Origin of the sequence: Streptomyces sp. NPDC007856, assembly GCF_042868225.1 — a bacterium.
Lineage (GTDB): Bacteria > Actinomycetota > Actinomycetes > Streptomycetales > Streptomycetaceae > Streptomyces.
Map to the genome: position 1 here is coordinate 141,408 of NZ_JBIAEC010000015.1, position 13,701 is coordinate 155,108.

The 13,701-nt window shown below is 72.5% G+C and carries 13 protein-coding genes; 3 read left to right on the top strand and 10 right to left on the bottom strand.

Annotation, left to right across the window (positions count from 1 at the left end; translation table 11 throughout):
• Window positions 1-125: 125 nt before the first annotated feature.
• From ACFYOH_RS31800 to ACFYOH_RS31825, 6 genes are all read right to left on the bottom strand, one after another.
• Window positions 126-1,139: a hemolysin family protein gene (locus ACFYOH_RS31800; protein WP_388632699.1), complete on the bottom strand. Its 1,014-nt coding sequence runs from the start codon at window positions 1,137-1,139 to the stop codon at window positions 126-128.
• Complete coding sequence (locus ACFYOH_RS31805) at window positions 1,136-2,479, bottom strand: hemolysin family protein (RefSeq protein WP_388632701.1); 1,344 nt, start codon at window positions 2,477-2,479, stop codon at window positions 1,136-1,138. The genes ACFYOH_RS31800 and ACFYOH_RS31805 overlap by 4 nt, the downstream gene beginning before the upstream one ends.
• A gap of 152 nt (window positions 2,480-2,631) precedes the next feature.
• Window positions 2,632-3,057 carry a GNAT family N-acetyltransferase gene (locus ACFYOH_RS31810; RefSeq protein WP_388632703.1) on the bottom strand — a complete coding sequence of 142 codons (426 nt, stop codon included), beginning with the start codon at window positions 3,055-3,057 and terminating at the stop codon, window positions 2,632-2,634.
• 45 nt (window positions 3,058-3,102) lie between these two features.
• On the bottom strand, window positions 3,103-3,978 hold the full coding sequence (locus ACFYOH_RS31815) for an LLM class F420-dependent oxidoreductase (RefSeq protein ID WP_388632706.1): 876 nt from the start codon (window positions 3,976-3,978) through the stop codon (window positions 3,103-3,105).
• 46 nt (window positions 3,979-4,024) lie between these two features.
• Window positions 4,025-6,595, bottom strand: a complete 2,571-nt coding sequence (locus tag ACFYOH_RS31820; RefSeq protein ID WP_388632708.1) for an ABC transporter permease — start codon at window positions 6,593-6,595, stop codon at window positions 4,025-4,027.
• A gap of 4 nt (window positions 6,596-6,599) precedes the next feature.
• Window positions 6,600-7,412 (bottom strand): ABC transporter ATP-binding protein, encoded by an 813-nt coding sequence (locus tag ACFYOH_RS31825; RefSeq protein ID WP_388632711.1) that lies wholly within the window; start codon window positions 7,410-7,412, stop codon window positions 6,600-6,602.
• 117 nt (window positions 7,413-7,529) lie between these two features.
• Here ACFYOH_RS31825 and ACFYOH_RS31830 point away from each other — a divergent pair, with 117 nt between their 5' ends.
• Both ACFYOH_RS31830 and ACFYOH_RS31835 read left to right on the top strand, forming a co-directional pair.
• Complete coding sequence (locus ACFYOH_RS31830) at window positions 7,530-7,769, top strand: toxin-antitoxin system HicB family antitoxin (RefSeq protein ID WP_388632714.1); 240 nt, start codon at window positions 7,530-7,532, stop codon at window positions 7,767-7,769.
• A 4-nt stretch (window positions 7,770-7,773) separates the two neighbouring features.
• Entirely contained in the window at window positions 7,774-8,148 is a 375-nt protein-coding gene (locus ACFYOH_RS31835; RefSeq protein WP_388632717.1) for a fic family toxin-antitoxin system, toxin component, read from the top strand.
• Window positions 8,149-8,154: 6 nt separating this feature from the next.
• Here the strand turns inward: ACFYOH_RS31835 and ACFYOH_RS31840 are convergent, their stop codons facing one another.
• The 4 genes from ACFYOH_RS31840 to bioB all read right to left on the bottom strand — a co-directional run bounded on the left by ACFYOH_RS31840 (window position 8,155) and on the right by bioB (window position 12,351).
• Window positions 8,155-8,847 (bottom strand): class I SAM-dependent methyltransferase, encoded by a 693-nt coding sequence (locus ACFYOH_RS31840; protein WP_388632720.1) that lies wholly within the window; start codon window positions 8,845-8,847, stop codon window positions 8,155-8,157.
• 310 nt (window positions 8,848-9,157) lie between these two features.
• A complete protein-coding gene (bioD, locus tag ACFYOH_RS31845; RefSeq protein ID WP_388632723.1) occupies window positions 9,158-9,883 on the bottom strand; it encodes a dethiobiotin synthase in 726 nt (241 codons plus the stop codon).
• Window position 9,884: 1 nt separating this feature from the next.
• Window positions 9,885-11,183, bottom strand: a complete 1,299-nt coding sequence (locus ACFYOH_RS31850; RefSeq protein WP_388632726.1) for an adenosylmethionine--8-amino-7-oxononanoate transaminase — start codon at window positions 11,181-11,183, stop codon at window positions 9,885-9,887.
• Window positions 11,176-12,351: a biotin synthase BioB gene (gene bioB, locus ACFYOH_RS31855; RefSeq protein ID WP_388632728.1), complete on the bottom strand. Its 1,176-nt coding sequence runs from the start codon at window positions 12,349-12,351 to the stop codon at window positions 11,176-11,178. The genes ACFYOH_RS31850 and bioB overlap by 8 nt, the downstream gene beginning before the upstream one ends.
• 147 nt (window positions 12,352-12,498) lie before the next feature.
• Here bioB and ACFYOH_RS31860 point away from each other — a divergent pair, with 147 nt between their 5' ends.
• Window positions 12,499-13,626: an 8-amino-7-oxononanoate synthase gene (locus ACFYOH_RS31860; RefSeq protein ID WP_388632731.1), complete on the top strand. Its 1,128-nt coding sequence runs from the start codon at window positions 12,499-12,501 to the stop codon at window positions 13,624-13,626.
• The last annotated feature ends 75 nt before the right edge of the window (window positions 13,627-13,701 follow it).

Here is a 13,701-nt window from a genome sequence, read left to right on the forward strand (position 1 = left end):
GCCCGGTCTCCGCGTCCGGTTGAGGAGTACGTGCTGACGCCGGCCCGGGCGGCCGACGTCCCGGACGCGGAGGCGGTTCCGCTGCCGGACACGGCCCCCGCCGGTCCGCCGAATCCGCCGGAGGCTCACGCAGGCTGTCCGAACAGCTGTCGCAGCACGTCCTCCATGGTCACCAGGCCGGCCAGCCGGCCGTCGTCGCCGAGGACCGCCGCGAGATGGGTGCGGCTGCCGCGCATCGCGGTGAGCACGTCGTCCAGCGGGGTCCGCTCCCGTACGCGCGCGATGGGCCGCATGTCCCGCAGCCGGAACGGCACGTCCCGCGGCGAGGCGTCCAGCGCGTCCTTGACGTGCAGATACCCCACGATCCGGCGGCCCACGTCGACCACCGGGAACCGCGAGAAGCCCGAGTCGGCCGACAGCCGCTCCAGCTGCTCCGGGGTGACGCCCATGTGCGCGTACACCACCCGCTTCAGCGGCACCACGACATCCCGCACCGGCCGGCTGCCCAGCTCGAGGGCATCGTGCAGCCGCTCCTGGGCCCGGTCGTCGATCAGGCCCGCCTGGCTGGCGTCCTTGACGATCTCGGCGAGTTCGGCGTCCGTGAAGGTGGCCGCGACCTCGTCCTTCGCCTCTACCCTGAGCAGCTTCAGCAGGCCGTTCGCGAAGGCGTTGACCGTGAAGATCACCGGGCGCAGCGCCCGGGACAGCGTGACCAGCGGCGGGCCGAGCAGCAGCGCGCTGCGCACCGGTTCGGCGAGCGCGATGTTCTTCGGGACCATCTCGCCCATCAGCATGTGCAGATACGTCGCCAGGGCCAGCGCGATCACGAAGGACACCGCGTGACCCGCGCTGACGGGCACACCGAGGGCGTGGAACACCGGCTCCAGCAGATGTGCGATCGCCGGCTCGGCGACCACACCCAGGACCAGCGTGCACAGCGTGATGCCGAGCTGGGCGGCGGCAAGGAGCGCGGAGACGTGCTCCAGACCCCACAGCACGCTCTTCGCGCGCCGGTCGCCCTCCTGGGCGAGCGGCTCGACCTGCGAGCGGCGCACGGAGATCAGCGCGAACTCGGCGCCGACGAAGAAGGCGTTGACGACGAGGGTCGCCAGACCGATCAGCAGCTGTACGGCGGTCATCGCGCCCCCTCCGCGGTCTCGTGGGCCTGCTCGTCGTCCAGTGGCGCGTGCAGCAGCACCCGCGCCGCCCGGCGGCCCGTGGCGTCCACCACGTCCAGCCGCCAGCCCGCGACCTGGACCGTGTCCCCGGTCACCGGTATCCGGCCCAGCAGGGTCGCGACCAGGCCCGCCAGGGTCTCGTACGGCCCCTCGGGCATCCGCAGCCCCACGCGTGCGAGCTGGTCGGTGCGGGCATAGCCGTCGGCCGAGTACAGGGCGCGGCCCTGCTCGTCCGCGCCGGCGGGGGCGAGGTCGGGCGTCTCGTGCGGGTCGTGTTCGTCCCGTACCTCGCCGACGACCTCCTCGACGATGTCCTCCAGGGTCGCCACGCCGGCCGTACCGCCGTACTCGTCGATGACGACGGCCATGGTGCGTTTGCCGCCGAGCCGGTCCAGCAGCCGGTCGACGGTCAGGGACTCGGGGACCATCAGTGGTTCGCGCATCACCTGGGAGACGCGGCGGTGGCGGCGCTGCTCGGCCGGCACGGCCAGGACGTCCTTGATGTGGGCGACGCCGACGACCGAGTCCAGGCTGCCCCGGTACACCGGGAACCGGGACAGACCGGTGGCCCGGGTCGCGTTCGCCACGTCCGCGCAGGTCGCCTGGGCTTCGAGGGCGATGACCTGGACGCGCGGGGTCATCACGTTCTCCGCCGTCAGGTCGGCCAGGTTCAGCGTCCGCACGAACAGTTCGGCGGTGTCCGGCTCCAGTGCGCCCTGCTTGGCGGAGTGCCGGGCGAGCGCCGCCAGCTCCTGCGGGCCGCGCGCCGAGGCCAGTTCCTCGGCGGGCTCGATGCCGAACCGGCGCACGACACGGTTGGCCGTGTTGTTCAGGTGCGTGATGAAGGGCCGGAAGACCGCGCTGAACCAGCGCTGCGGGTTGCCGACCCGCTTGGCCATGGTCAGCGGCGCGGAGATCGCCCAGTTCTTCGGCACCAGCTCGCCGACGACCATCAGGAACACCGTCGACAGAGCCGTACCGAGCACCAGCGCCACCGAACTCGCCGTACCGGCGGAGAGGCCCATCGCCCGGAACGGGCCGGCCAGCAGTTTGGCGATCGACGGCTCGGCGAGCATACCGACGACCAGGTTGGTGACGGTGATGCCCAGCTGGGCGCCGGAGAGCTGGAAGGTCAGGTTCCGTGCGGCCTTCAGGGCACCCGGGGCGCCGCGCTCGCCGCGCTCGGCGGCCCGCTCCAGCTCGCCGCGCTCCACCGTGGTCAGCGAGAACTCCGCCGCCACGAAGGCGCCGCAGGCCAGTGACAGCAGGATGGCCACCAGAAGGAGCAGCACTTCGGTCATCGGGTCACCCCCGTCCCATGATCGGACAGGGCGCGACGGGATGCGCGGTGGCGCGGACCGGGAGGCTCGCCCATGGGCGGACGCTCACTACCTTTCATAGAGGGCCGAGTGCTCCCTCCATGGTAAAGGATGGGCAAAGAGAGTTCGGTGCCTCAGTCGGTGAGCGGCTTCACCCAGCGGCGCCAGTGCTCCTGGGGGCCGTAACCGGCGGCGCCCCAGGCGTGGTGCGCGGTCTCGTTGCGGACCAGCACCATCGCGTCCGCGCGCCGCCCGCCGAGCCGTACGAACCGCTCCTCGGCCGCGGCCAGCAGCGCCGAGGCGATGCCCTGCCGGCGCCACTCCGGATGCACCGCGAGCCGGTACAGATGACAGCGCCAGCCGTCGAAGCCGGCGATCACCGTGCCCACCAACTCGCCGCCCAGCTCGGCGAGGATCAGCGCCTCGGGGTCGCGGGCCACCAGCCGCTCCACCCCGTCCCGGTCGTCGCTGATGCTGGTGCCCTCGGCGGCCGTCTTCCAGAAGGCGAGCACGGCGTCGAGATCGTCATGAAGAGCAGGACGTGTCCGCAGGTCGGTCATGTGCTGATCGCATCACGGGAGATCGGTCCGGCGCGGGGATTTCCATCATGCGGACTCCTCGCGCAGCCGTTCCATCACCGGTGCGAAGGCCTCCATGTACGGCTCCAGCACGGTCAGATAGGAGAAGCCGAACCGCTCGCGCTGCGCCCGCACCCGCGCCACGAGTTCCTCCAGCGGGCCGGCCAGCACGATGGGCAGGGCGAGTGCGGCGTCCAGGGTCAGCTGCGGCTGCCGTTCCAGCAGCGGCTTCAGCACGGGCTGCGGATCGTCGGTGACCGCCACGAGCTGGATGAGCAGATTCAGCTCCGCCGGTTCCGCCCGGCCCGCCGCAAGCCGCTGGTAGCGCGCCACCCGCTCGTCCAGCTCTTCGGCGGTGAGCGGTTCCAGCGATCCCGGGGCGGAGCCCGGCCGGGCTCCGGTGAAGGCCGCGATGTCCGCGTGCTCGGCGGTCAGCCGCAGCATCCGGTCGCCGTTGGCACCGATCAGCAGCGGCACCCGGGACCGGGGGAGTTCGCCGGAGGCCAGCAGCCGGCCGAGTTCCGCCACGGTGTGCCGGAGGTGGTCCACGCGCTCGCCCGGTGAGCCGTACGGCAGCCCCGCCGTCTCGTGTTCGGCCGGCACATACCCGGTGCCCAGTCCGAGTTCGAGGCGCCCGCCGGTGAGCGCGTCCGTGGTCGCCACCTCGCGGGCCAGCAGGGCCGGGTTGTAGAACCCCGCGTTGAGCACGAACGTGCCGAGCCGGGGCCTGCGCGTCGCCTCTGCCGCCGCGACCAGGGCCGGGAACGGAGCGGGCATCCCGAGGTGATCGGGGACGAGGATCACGTCGTAGCCCAGCTCCTCGGCGCGCCGGCACTTCGCGCGCCACTCGGCGGCGGGCGCGGGCGTGAGCAGATTGACCCCGAAGCGGAACGGACGGGACATCAACTCTCCCCGCCGGCGGGTGGCTTGGGCTACCCCCGCGATTCCATCACTCGTGGGCGATCGCCGCCAGCACGTTCAATCGCGACGCGCGCAGCGCAGGCAGCAGGGCCGCCACCACACCCACCACCGCCGAGCCGATCACGACGGCGACGATCGTGCTCCAGGGGAACGCCAGCGCCGTCAGCCCGCGCAGGGCCAGCACCTGCTGCATGCACACGCCCCACACGAGCCCCAGCGCCAGCCCGAGGACCGCGCCGAACACCGCGATCACCACCGACTCCAGCCGGATCATCCGGCGCAACTGCCGCCGCCCCAGCCCGATCGCCCGCAACAGCCCGATCTCCCGGGTGCGCTCCACCACCGACAGCGCGAGGGTGTTGACCACACCGAGCACGGCGATGACGATCGCCAGCCCGAGCAGCGCGTACACCAGGTAGAGCAGGACCGCGATCTGGTCGTGGACGAGCTGCTTGTAGTCGGTCTGGTTGCGCACCTGGACCTGCGGGAACTGCTTCAGCGCCTGTTCCAGCCGGGGGCGCAGGTCCTGGGGTTCGGTGCCCTTGGCCGCGTTGACGTAGAGCGCGGAGTCCTGCGCGTCCGGCGCGTACCTCTCCAGGGTGGCGAGGCCGAAGTAGAGGCCGCCCTGGGCGCCGAAACCGTCGGCCGTCTCCTGTTTGGTGAGTGCGGAGACGGTCAGCCCGGTGTGCCGCCCGCCTGGGAAGTCGACCGGGAGGACGCTGCCGAGGCGCACCCCGTGGTCCCGGGCGAAGTCGGCGTCCATGGCGAGGTGCCCGTCCGCCAGGGCGGCCCGTGAACCGCCCTGTGCGTAGGTGATGTGCACGACGTCGTCGAGCCGGGAGTCGTACGCGGCGGCGGCCGTCGTGACCCGGTCGCCGTTCGGCAGCCGTACGGCGACCTGGGTGAGCCGCTGCTGTACGACGAGCCCGACGCCGCGGGTGTGGGCCACGGTGTCCCGCACCTGCTTGGTGAACGGGGTGAAGTTGGAGTTCTGCACGATGAAGTCGGCGCCGAGCGTCCTGTCGATCTGCCGGTCGAAGGACGCGGACATCGAGGCGCTCGCCACCGACATCCCGCCGACCAGGGCCAGGCCCACCATGAGCGCCGCGGCGGTGGCGCCCGTACGACGCGGGTTGCGCAGGGCGTTGCGCTGGCTCATCAGGCCGACCGGGCCGAACAGCGCGGGGAAGGCCGCGCCCAGCACCCGGATCACCGGCCGCACCAGCAGCGGACCGGCGACGACGGTCGCGATCAGGGTCAGGGCCACGCCGAGACCGAGCAGCGAGGCCGCCTGCGCGGTCTTCGTGGCCGCCGCACACCCGGCCAGCGCCGCCGCGCCGACCGCCCCGATCACCGCACCGACGACCGCCCGCGTCCGCAACGGCTTGCCCACACCCGCGACTTCGGCGTCCGCCAGCGCCGCCATCGGCGAGACGGCCGCCGCACGCCGCGCGGGCAGATAGGCGGCCACGAACGTGACGCCGAGACCGACGACGTACGCCGCGACGGGCGTGCCCCAGCCGATGACCATCTCCGTGGCCTTCAGGTTCATCCCGAACGCGCTCATCAGCCGGATCAGTCCCAGTGCCAGTCCGATCCCGGCCGCGAGGCCGAGCGTGGAACCGACCAGCCCGAGCAGCAGCGCCTCCGTGAGCACCGAGCGCCGCACCTGGCGCCGGTCCGCGCCGAGGGCCCGCAGCAGGCCCAGTTCGCGGGTGCGCTGGGCGATCAGCATGGAGAAGGTGTTGACGATGAGGAACACGCCGACGAGCAGGGCGACACCGGCGAAGCCCAGCATCACGTACTTGATGACGTCGAGGAACGTGCCGAGGCTGGCCGCCGCCGACTTGGCCTGCTCGTTCGCGGTCTTGAGGTCGTACGTGCCGGTGCCGATCGCCCGTCCGACCCGCTGCTTGAGCTCCGGGTCGGACACCCCCTTGGCCGCGTCCACCGCGATGCTGGTCGCCCGGGCGGGGGAACCGAGCAGTTCGCGGCCCGCCACCGCCGGGTCCAGGAAGACCAGGGCCGCGCCGGGGTTGGTGGTGGTGAACGTGGCGATGCCGACGACCCGCACCCGGAACATGCCCGGCTGTGCCTGCACGGTCAGCGTGTCGCCGATGCCCACGTGCTTCTTGTGCGCCGTGTCGGCGTCCAGCAGCGCCTCACCCGCCCCGCGCGGGGCATGGCCGGAGGTGAGCTTCACAGGACTGCGGTGGGTGACGTACCAGCCCATCGCGATGGTCGGGGCGCCGGTGGTCGGGCCGACGGACTTGTTGTGGCCGTCGACCACGACGGCGTTCTGCACCGACACCTCGGCGCGTGCCGCCGCGACCCCGTCGACCCGCGCCACGCGGTCCCGCAGCGCGGCAGGCAGCGTCTGCACCGAACCGCTCACCCGGGCCGACCTGAGATCCAGCTGTTTCGGCTGGACCGTCACATCGGCGGCGGTGGAGGCGAACAGCCGGTCGAACGTACGCGTGACGGTGTCGGAGAAGATCAGACTGCCCGCGACGAACGCCACGGACAGGATCACGGCCAGCGCGGACAGCGCGAGCCGCCCCTTGTGCGCGAGGAAACTCCTCAGGGTCGCCTTGAGCACCCGGTCAGTCCTCTCGGACGGTGTCGTCGTCGCCGTCGCCGAGCCGCTCCCGGACCACGTCGAACCGCTTCATGCGTTCGAGTACGGCGTCCGCCGTCGGCCGTTCCATGTCGTCCACGATGCGTCCGTCGGCCAGGAACAGCACCAGGTCGGAGTGGGCGGCGGCGCCGGGGTCGTGGGTGACCATGACGACCGTCTGCCCGAGATCGTCCACCGCGCCGCGCAGAAAGCCCAGCACCTCGAGCCCGGCCCGCGAGTCGAGGTTGCCGGTCGGCTCGTCGGCGAAGATCAGCTCCGGCCGGGAGGCCAGCGCCCGCGCACACGCGACGCGTTGCTGCTGACCGCCGGAGAGCTGGGCGGGCCGGTGCGTGAGGCGGTCGCGCAGCCCGAGTGTGTCGATGACCTGGTCCAGCCACCGCGGGTCGGGCTTCCGGCCCGCGATGTCCATGGGCAGGGTGATGTTCTCGGCGGCGGTCAGCGTCGGAATGAGGTTGAACGACTGGAACATGAATCCGATCCGGTCCCGTCTGAGCTGGGTCAGCTCCCGGTCCCGCAGCCCGGTGATCTCGGTGCCGCCGAGCCACACCTGACCCGCCGACACCGTGTCGAGCCCCGCCAGACAGTGCATCAGCGTGGACTTCCCGGACCCCGAGGGCCCCATCACGGCGGTGAAACGGCCGCGCGCGATGTCCACGTCCACCGAGTCCAGGGCGATGACGGCCGTCTCGCCGGAGCCGTAGGCCTTGGTCAGCCCGCGGGCGCGGGCCGCGACGGCGCCGTCCGGCGCGTGCTGCGCAGCAGGTGTGGGTGTGGACAAGACCGCCTCCCGGTCGCCTGAACCGCCCGTCCCGGGCGAGCGTAGGCGACAAGCCGACCCGGCGCACCGGTTCCGCACGCCCTTGCTTTGCTAGCATCCCGGCGCTAGCGTCGAAGCATGGCGAAGACCCAGCTGAACGTGCGCGTGGACGAGGGCACCGCCCGCGCGGCCCGCGAACGCGCCCTGGCCCGCGGTATCAGCGTCAACCGCTACATCGAAGAGCTGGTCAGACAGGACACCGGGGAGGCCGGCCGTACGTTCGTCGAGGCCGCCGCCGACTTCATGAAGCAGTACGAGTCCGTGTTCGCCGAGGAGTTCACCGAGACCCGCGGCACCGGCGTCGGGGACGGCCGCTGATCCCTTGAACGAACTCAGCATCGACCTCGCCTGGCTGCTCATGCTCGCCGAACAGCGCACCCCCGGGGACCCGCAGGTCGCCGACTGGGGCGCGCTCATCGCCGCTGTCGCGCGGCACCGCGCCGACATATTCGGCGTGCCCGTCTACGACGACCCGCACGCCCGTGCCGCCTCCCTGCTCCAGCTGCTGATCCACGTGCCGGCGCTGGAACGCTCCAACGCGCTGTTCGCCTCGGCGGTCGCCTATGCGTACCTGGTCGCCAGCGGGGTGAAGGTGGTCACCACGGCCGAGCAGGTGCGGGACCTCGCCCGACTGGTGAAGGAGGGCGCGGCCGGCGTCGACGACATCGCGCGCGAGCTGCGCGGCTGGAGCCTGTGAGGCCGGTCAGCGCGTATCGGGCTCGTCCGGCCGCCAGGCGACGCCGAGCGCGCAGTACGACGACGGCAGTGCCGGACCCTTCTCCGGCATCGTCACCCGACGCTGCGGGCCGAGCGTGAACCCGGCCTCGCGCAGCGCGGCCACCGGCCGCCGGGACAGATGGCAGCCACCGGTCAGCGCCGGCCACAGGGTCCGGTCCAGCGTGCGCTGGCTCAGTCGCATCACCCGGCCGCCGCCCTGGCCGTGCTCGAAGAACCGGACCTGGCCGCCCGGCTTGAGCACGCGCCGTACCTCGCTCAGCGCCCGTGGCACGTCCCGCACGCTGCACAGGACCAGCGACAGCACGGCCGCGTCGAAGGCTTCGCTCTTGACCGGCAGCGCCTCCGCCGCGCCCGGCACCACGTCGACCGGAATCTCGGCACGCAGGGCCGATTCCAGTGCCAACTGCCTGAGCAGCGGCTCCGGTTCGATCGCGACGACCTCGGCGACGGTACCGGGGTAGTGCGCGAAGTTCAGTCCATTGCCCGCGCCGATCTCGATCACCCGCCCGGACAGCCCGGCGAGCAGCCGCTCCCGTATCCCGGCCATGCCCAGCCGGGTCTCGGCGCTCACGCTGAAGCGGGCGTAGTAACGGGCGAACAGGGGATGGTGGACGGGACTCCGCGTCAGGGTGTCGGAGCCGGAGGACAGCAGCCGCATGGCGACCTCCCGGAACTGGACGACCTAGGAGGAGCTTCCCCCGTACGACGCCTGTCGCACCCTCGGCGACAGCCCACACCACGGGGCTCCGCCCCGAACTCCGCCAGGGTTCCGCCCCTGCCCCTCCCTCGCCCAGCCCGGCTGCGGCGCTTCCCGCACCCGGTCCCACCCCTGAACGTCAGCCCGACTGCGGTGTCTCCCGGACCCGGGCCCATCCGCGTACGTCAGTCCGGCCGCGGTGCTACCCGGGCCCACCCCCGTTGATGAGCCCGGCTGCGGTGCCTCCCAGCCCCGGGTCCACCCCCGGACGTCACCCCGGCTGCGGTCCCTCCCGGACCTGGAACGCCTCCCTGTCCCAGGTCCCGTCCAGGCGGGGTGCCAGCCACGTCGGTGCCGTCTTGCGGAAGTCGGCCGGTGGCAGGGCGCCCGCTCCGGAGGGGATTGCGCCGAGGAGGGGGGCTTCCGCGACCTCCGGGAGGTCGGCCACGTTGCAGCGGGACGCGAGGTCGGGGGAGTCGGGCCAGCTGCCGATCACCACGCCGGCCAACTCCAGGTCCCGGCGCCGTACTTCGAGCGCCGTCAGCTCGGTGGTGTTGAGGGTGCCCAGACCCGCGTGGGCGACCACCAGCACCGGTGCGCCGAGCAACCCGGCCGCGTCGGCCAGGGTGCCGCCGGCCGCGTCGAAGCGGACGAGCAGTCCGCCCGCCCCCTCGACCAGCACCAGATCGTGCTCGGCGGCCAGCTTGGCCGCCCGGTCGGCCACCTCGCGCGGGCTGACGGGAGCCATGCCCGCCCGTCGGGCCGCCGTGCCCGGCGCCAACGGCTCGGGGTAGCGGGCCAGTTCGGCGGTCGTGACCGGGCCTGCCAGCCGCGCGACCTCATCGGCGTCCCCGCGCTCGTCCGGCCGTAGGCCCGTCTGCGCGGCCTTCAGCACGGCCACCGAGCGCCCGGCCGCGAGCGCCGTGGCGGCGACGGCGGCGGTGGTGACGGTCTTGCCGACCTCCGTGCCCGTGCCCGTGATCACCAGTACCGGCATGTCATCCCTCCCGCGCCGCGGCGCACACCGCGCGTGCGATCCTCGCCACGTCCTCGTTCGAGGTGATGTACGGCGGCATCGTGTAGATCAGGTCGCGGAAGGGGCGCAGCCAGACACCCTCCCGGACGGCGGCCGCGGTCGCCGCGGCCATGTCCACCTCGTGGTCGAGCTGGACGACGCCGATCGCCCCGAGGACGCGGACATCGCGGACGCCCGCCAGCTCACGAGCGGGCGTGAGGCCTTCCCACAGGCCCGCCTCGATCCGTTTGACCTCCGCCCGCCAGTCCTGTGCCAGGAGCAGTTCGATGGAGGCGCAGGCCACGGCCGCGGCCAGCGGGTTGCCCATGAACGTCGGGCCGTGCGCCAGCACGGGCACCTCGCCCCGCGAGATGCCGTCGGCGATCCGCGGGGTGCACAGCGTGGCCGCCAGCGTCAGATAGCCGCCGGTCAGCGCCTTGCCCACGCACATGACATCCGGGGTGACGCCCGCGTGCTCCGCCGCGAACAGCGCGCCGGTACGGCCGAAGCCGGTGGCGATCTCGTCGAACACCAGCAGGACGTCGTGTGCGTCGCACGCCTCGCGCAGCACCCGCAGATAGGCGGGGGAGTGGAAGCGCATGCCGCCCGCGCCCTGCACGACCGGCTCCACGATCACCGCGGCCAGCTCGTCCGCGTGCCGGGCGATCAGTTCGCGCAGATGGACTGCGTACGACTCCTCGTACTCCGCCGGCGGTGCGTCCGCGAAGATCTGGCGCGGCAGCACACCCGACCAGAGCGCGTGCATCCCGCCCTCCGGGTCGCACACCGACATCGGGTTCCAGGTGTCGCCGTGGTAGCCGCCCCGCCAGGTCAGCAGCCGCTGCTTGCCGGGCCGGCCGAGCGAGCGCCAGTACTGCAGGCACATCTTCACCGCGACCTCGACCGACACCGAGCCGGAGTCGGCGAGGAAGACGTGTTCCAGGCCATCAGGTGACATGTCGACAAGGTGCTTCGCCAGCCGTACCGCCGGCTCGTGCGTCAGCCCGCCGAACATCACATGGCTCATCCGGCCGAGCTGGTCGTGCGCCGCCTCGTTGAGGACCGGGTGGTTGTAGCCGTGGATCGCCGACCACCACGACGACATGCCGTCCACCAACTCGCCCGAGCCGTCGGCCGGCCGCAGCCGGACCCCGCTCGCCGACTCCACGACGAGCGGTTCGACACGGCCGGGCATCGGACCGTACGGATGCCACACATGCCGTCGGTCCAGCTCCAGCAGCTCGGGCACGGTCAGGTCGGTCAGGTCGGGCAGATCAGACATTGGGCGCGAGGTCCGTTCCGGCGCCACGGCGGCGCACGGCGACGAGGTCGGTGCGCGCCTCCTGCGCGGTCGGCGCGGCCGCCGTACCGCACGCGTCGCCGCTCTCGTGCGAGCCGCAGCCCTCGTGCGAGCCGCACACCGAGCCGCAGCCGGACCCGGCCTCGACCCGGTGCTCGGGCAGTGTCACCTCGCCGGCGCCCTCCACCTCGAACCCGGCGTCCGCGATCATCTCCAGGTCGGCCTTGCCGGCCTGGCCCTCGCTGGTCAGGTAGTCGCCGAGGAAGATGGAGTTGGCCAGGTGCAGCGCGAGCGGCTGCATCGAGCGCAGATGGACCTCGCGGCCGCCCGCGATCCGGACCTCCACGTCCGGGCAGACGAACCGGACCATCGCGAGGATCCGCAGACAGCGCTGCGGGGTGAGGTTCCACTCCTTGGCCAGCGGGGTGCCCTCGAACGGGATGAGGAAGTTCACCGGCACCGAGTCCGGATCCAGTTCGCGCAGCGAGAAGACCACGTCGACCAGGTCCTCGTCGCTCTCGCCCATGCCCGCGATCAGACCGGAGCAGGCGGACAGACCGGCCGCGTGCGCCTTCTGCACCGTGTCCACCCGGTCGGCGTACGTGTGCGTGGTCGTGATGTCCGCGTAGGTCCCCTCGGACGTGTTGAGATTGTGGTTGTAGGCGTCCGCGCCCGCCTCGCGCAGCCGCTCGGCCTGTCCGTCGGAGAGCAGACCGAGGCAGGCGCACACCTCGACGTGCTCGTTCTGCTCCTTGATGGTCCGGATGGTCTCCGAGACCCGGTCCACGTCACGGTCCGTCGGGCCGCGCCCGCTGGCCACCAGACAGACCCGCTTGGCGCCTCCCGCGAGGCCCGCGGCGGCCGCCTGAGAGGCCTCGTCGGGCTTGAGCCAGGTGTACTTCAGGATGTCGGCCTTGGAGCCGAGCCGCTGGGAGCAGTAGGAGCAGTCCTCCGGACACAGGCCCGACTTGAGGTTCACCAGATAGTTGAGTTTCACCCGTCGCCCGAACCAGTGCCGGCGCACCTTTCCGGCCGCGGCCACCACATCGAGTACGTCGTCGTCGGAGGTGGCCAGAACGGCGAGCGCTTCCTCGCGGGTCGGCAGCTCGCGCCGAAGCCCCTTGTCCACCAGCGTGTTCAGCAGGTCCATGAGGCCTGATCCTGTCCTACGGGACCGCCTGGGGCCAAGGAGAGTTTGCACAACGGAGACGGTTCACCGTGTGGGTATTGCCACACCCTGGGCGGCTGCTCGTGCCGCTAGGGTCTGTCCGCTACCTACAAAAGCCCCGGAGGACCCATGGCGTTCGGCTGGATCGACGAGCAGGCCGAGGCGCGCCGCCGCGCCGGACTCGTCCGCACCCTGCGTCCGCGCCCCGCCGACTCGCCCCTGCTGGACCTGGCGAGCAACGACTACCTCGGCCTCGCACACCACCCCGAGGTCACCGCAGGGGCCGCCCGGGCGGCCCGGACCTGGGGCGGCGGGTCCACCGGCTCCCGGCTCGTCACCGGCACCACCGAGCTGCACACCGAGCTGGAGCGCGAGCTGGCCGAATTCTGCGGTTTCGAGGCGGCGCTCGTCTTCTCCTCCGGGTACGCCGCCAACCTGGCCGCGGTCACCGCGCTCGGGCCGCACGGCTCGCTGATCGTCTCCGACGCCGGCAACCACGCCTCCCTCATCGACGGCTGCCGGCTCGCCCGGGGCGAGCGGCAGGTCGTCGGACACGCCGACCCCGAAGCGGTGCGCAAGGCGCTGGCCACTCATCAGGGGCCGGCGATCGTCGTGTCCGACACCGTGTTCTCGGTGGACGGCGACCGGGCGCCGCTGGCCGAGCTGGCGCAGGCGTGCCGGGAGCACGGGGCGGGACTGGTCGTGGACGACGCGCACGGGCTCGGGGTGCTGGGCGACGGCGGCCGGGGCGCGCCGTATGCGGCCGGTCTCGCGGGCGCCGCGGACGTGGTGGTCACGGCCACCCTGTCCAAGTCGCTGGGCAGCCAGGGCGGAGTGGTGCTCGGCCCGGCGCGGGTGATCGACCATCTGGTCAACGCCGCCCGGACCTTCATCTTCGACACGGGCCTGGCCCCGGCGGCGGCCGGTGCGGCGCTCGCCGCACTGCGGCTGCTCGTCCGCGAACCGGAGCGCGCGGCGCGCGCCCGTGCGGTGGCCGCGGAACTGCACGCACGGCTGACGGCCGCGGGTCTGGAAGCGGTGCGTCCGGACGCCGCGGTGGTCTCCGTACGGGCTCCGTCCCCGGAGCAGGCGGTGCGCTGGGCGGCCGACTGCCGTACCGCGGGGCTGGCCGTGGGCTGCTTCCGTCCTCCTTCCGTGCCCGACGGCATCTCGCGGCTGCGGCTGACCGCCCGCGCGGACCTGTCCGGGGCCGAGATCGAACGCGCTGTACGGGTGATCGGCGAAACGCGACCATGAGTCGGCGTGACACGGCCGTGCTTCGCGCGAGTCGTCCTCGCGTCGGGGTCGTCTACGGGTCGGGGTCGTCTTCGG

Coding starts and splice junctions, on each gene's coding strand:
- ACFYOH_RS31800 (WP_388632699.1), bottom strand. CDS start 1,139: ATGACCGCCGTACAGCTGCTGATCGGTCTGGCGACCCTCGTCGTCAAC.
- ACFYOH_RS31805 (WP_388632701.1), bottom strand. CDS start 2,479: ATGACCGAAGTGCTGCTCCTTCTGGTGGCCATCCTGCTGTCACTGGCC.
- ACFYOH_RS31810 (WP_388632703.1), bottom strand. CDS start 3,057: ATGACCGACCTGCGGACACGTCCTGCTCTTCATGACGATCTCGACGCC.
- ACFYOH_RS31815 (WP_388632706.1), bottom strand. CDS start 3,978: ATGTCCCGTCCGTTCCGCTTCGGGGTCAATCTGCTCACGCCCGCGCCC.
- ACFYOH_RS31830 (WP_388632714.1), top strand. CDS start 7,530: ATGGCGAAGACCCAGCTGAACGTGCGCGTGGACGAGGGCACCGCCCGC.
- ACFYOH_RS31840 (WP_388632720.1), bottom strand. CDS start 8,847: ATGCGGCTGCTGTCCTCCGGCTCCGACACCCTGACGCGGAGTCCCGTC.
- bioD (WP_388632723.1), bottom strand. CDS start 9,883: ATGCCGGTACTGGTGATCACGGGCACGGGCACGGAGGTCGGCAAGACC.
- ACFYOH_RS31850 (WP_388632726.1), bottom strand. CDS start 11,183: ATGTCTGATCTGCCCGACCTGACCGACCTGACCGTGCCCGAGCTGCTG.
- bioB (WP_388632728.1), bottom strand. CDS start 12,351: ATGGACCTGCTGAACACGCTGGTGGACAAGGGGCTTCGGCGCGAGCTG.
- ACFYOH_RS31860 (WP_388632731.1), top strand. CDS start 12,499: ATGGCGTTCGGCTGGATCGACGAGCAGGCCGAGGCGCGCCGCCGCGCC.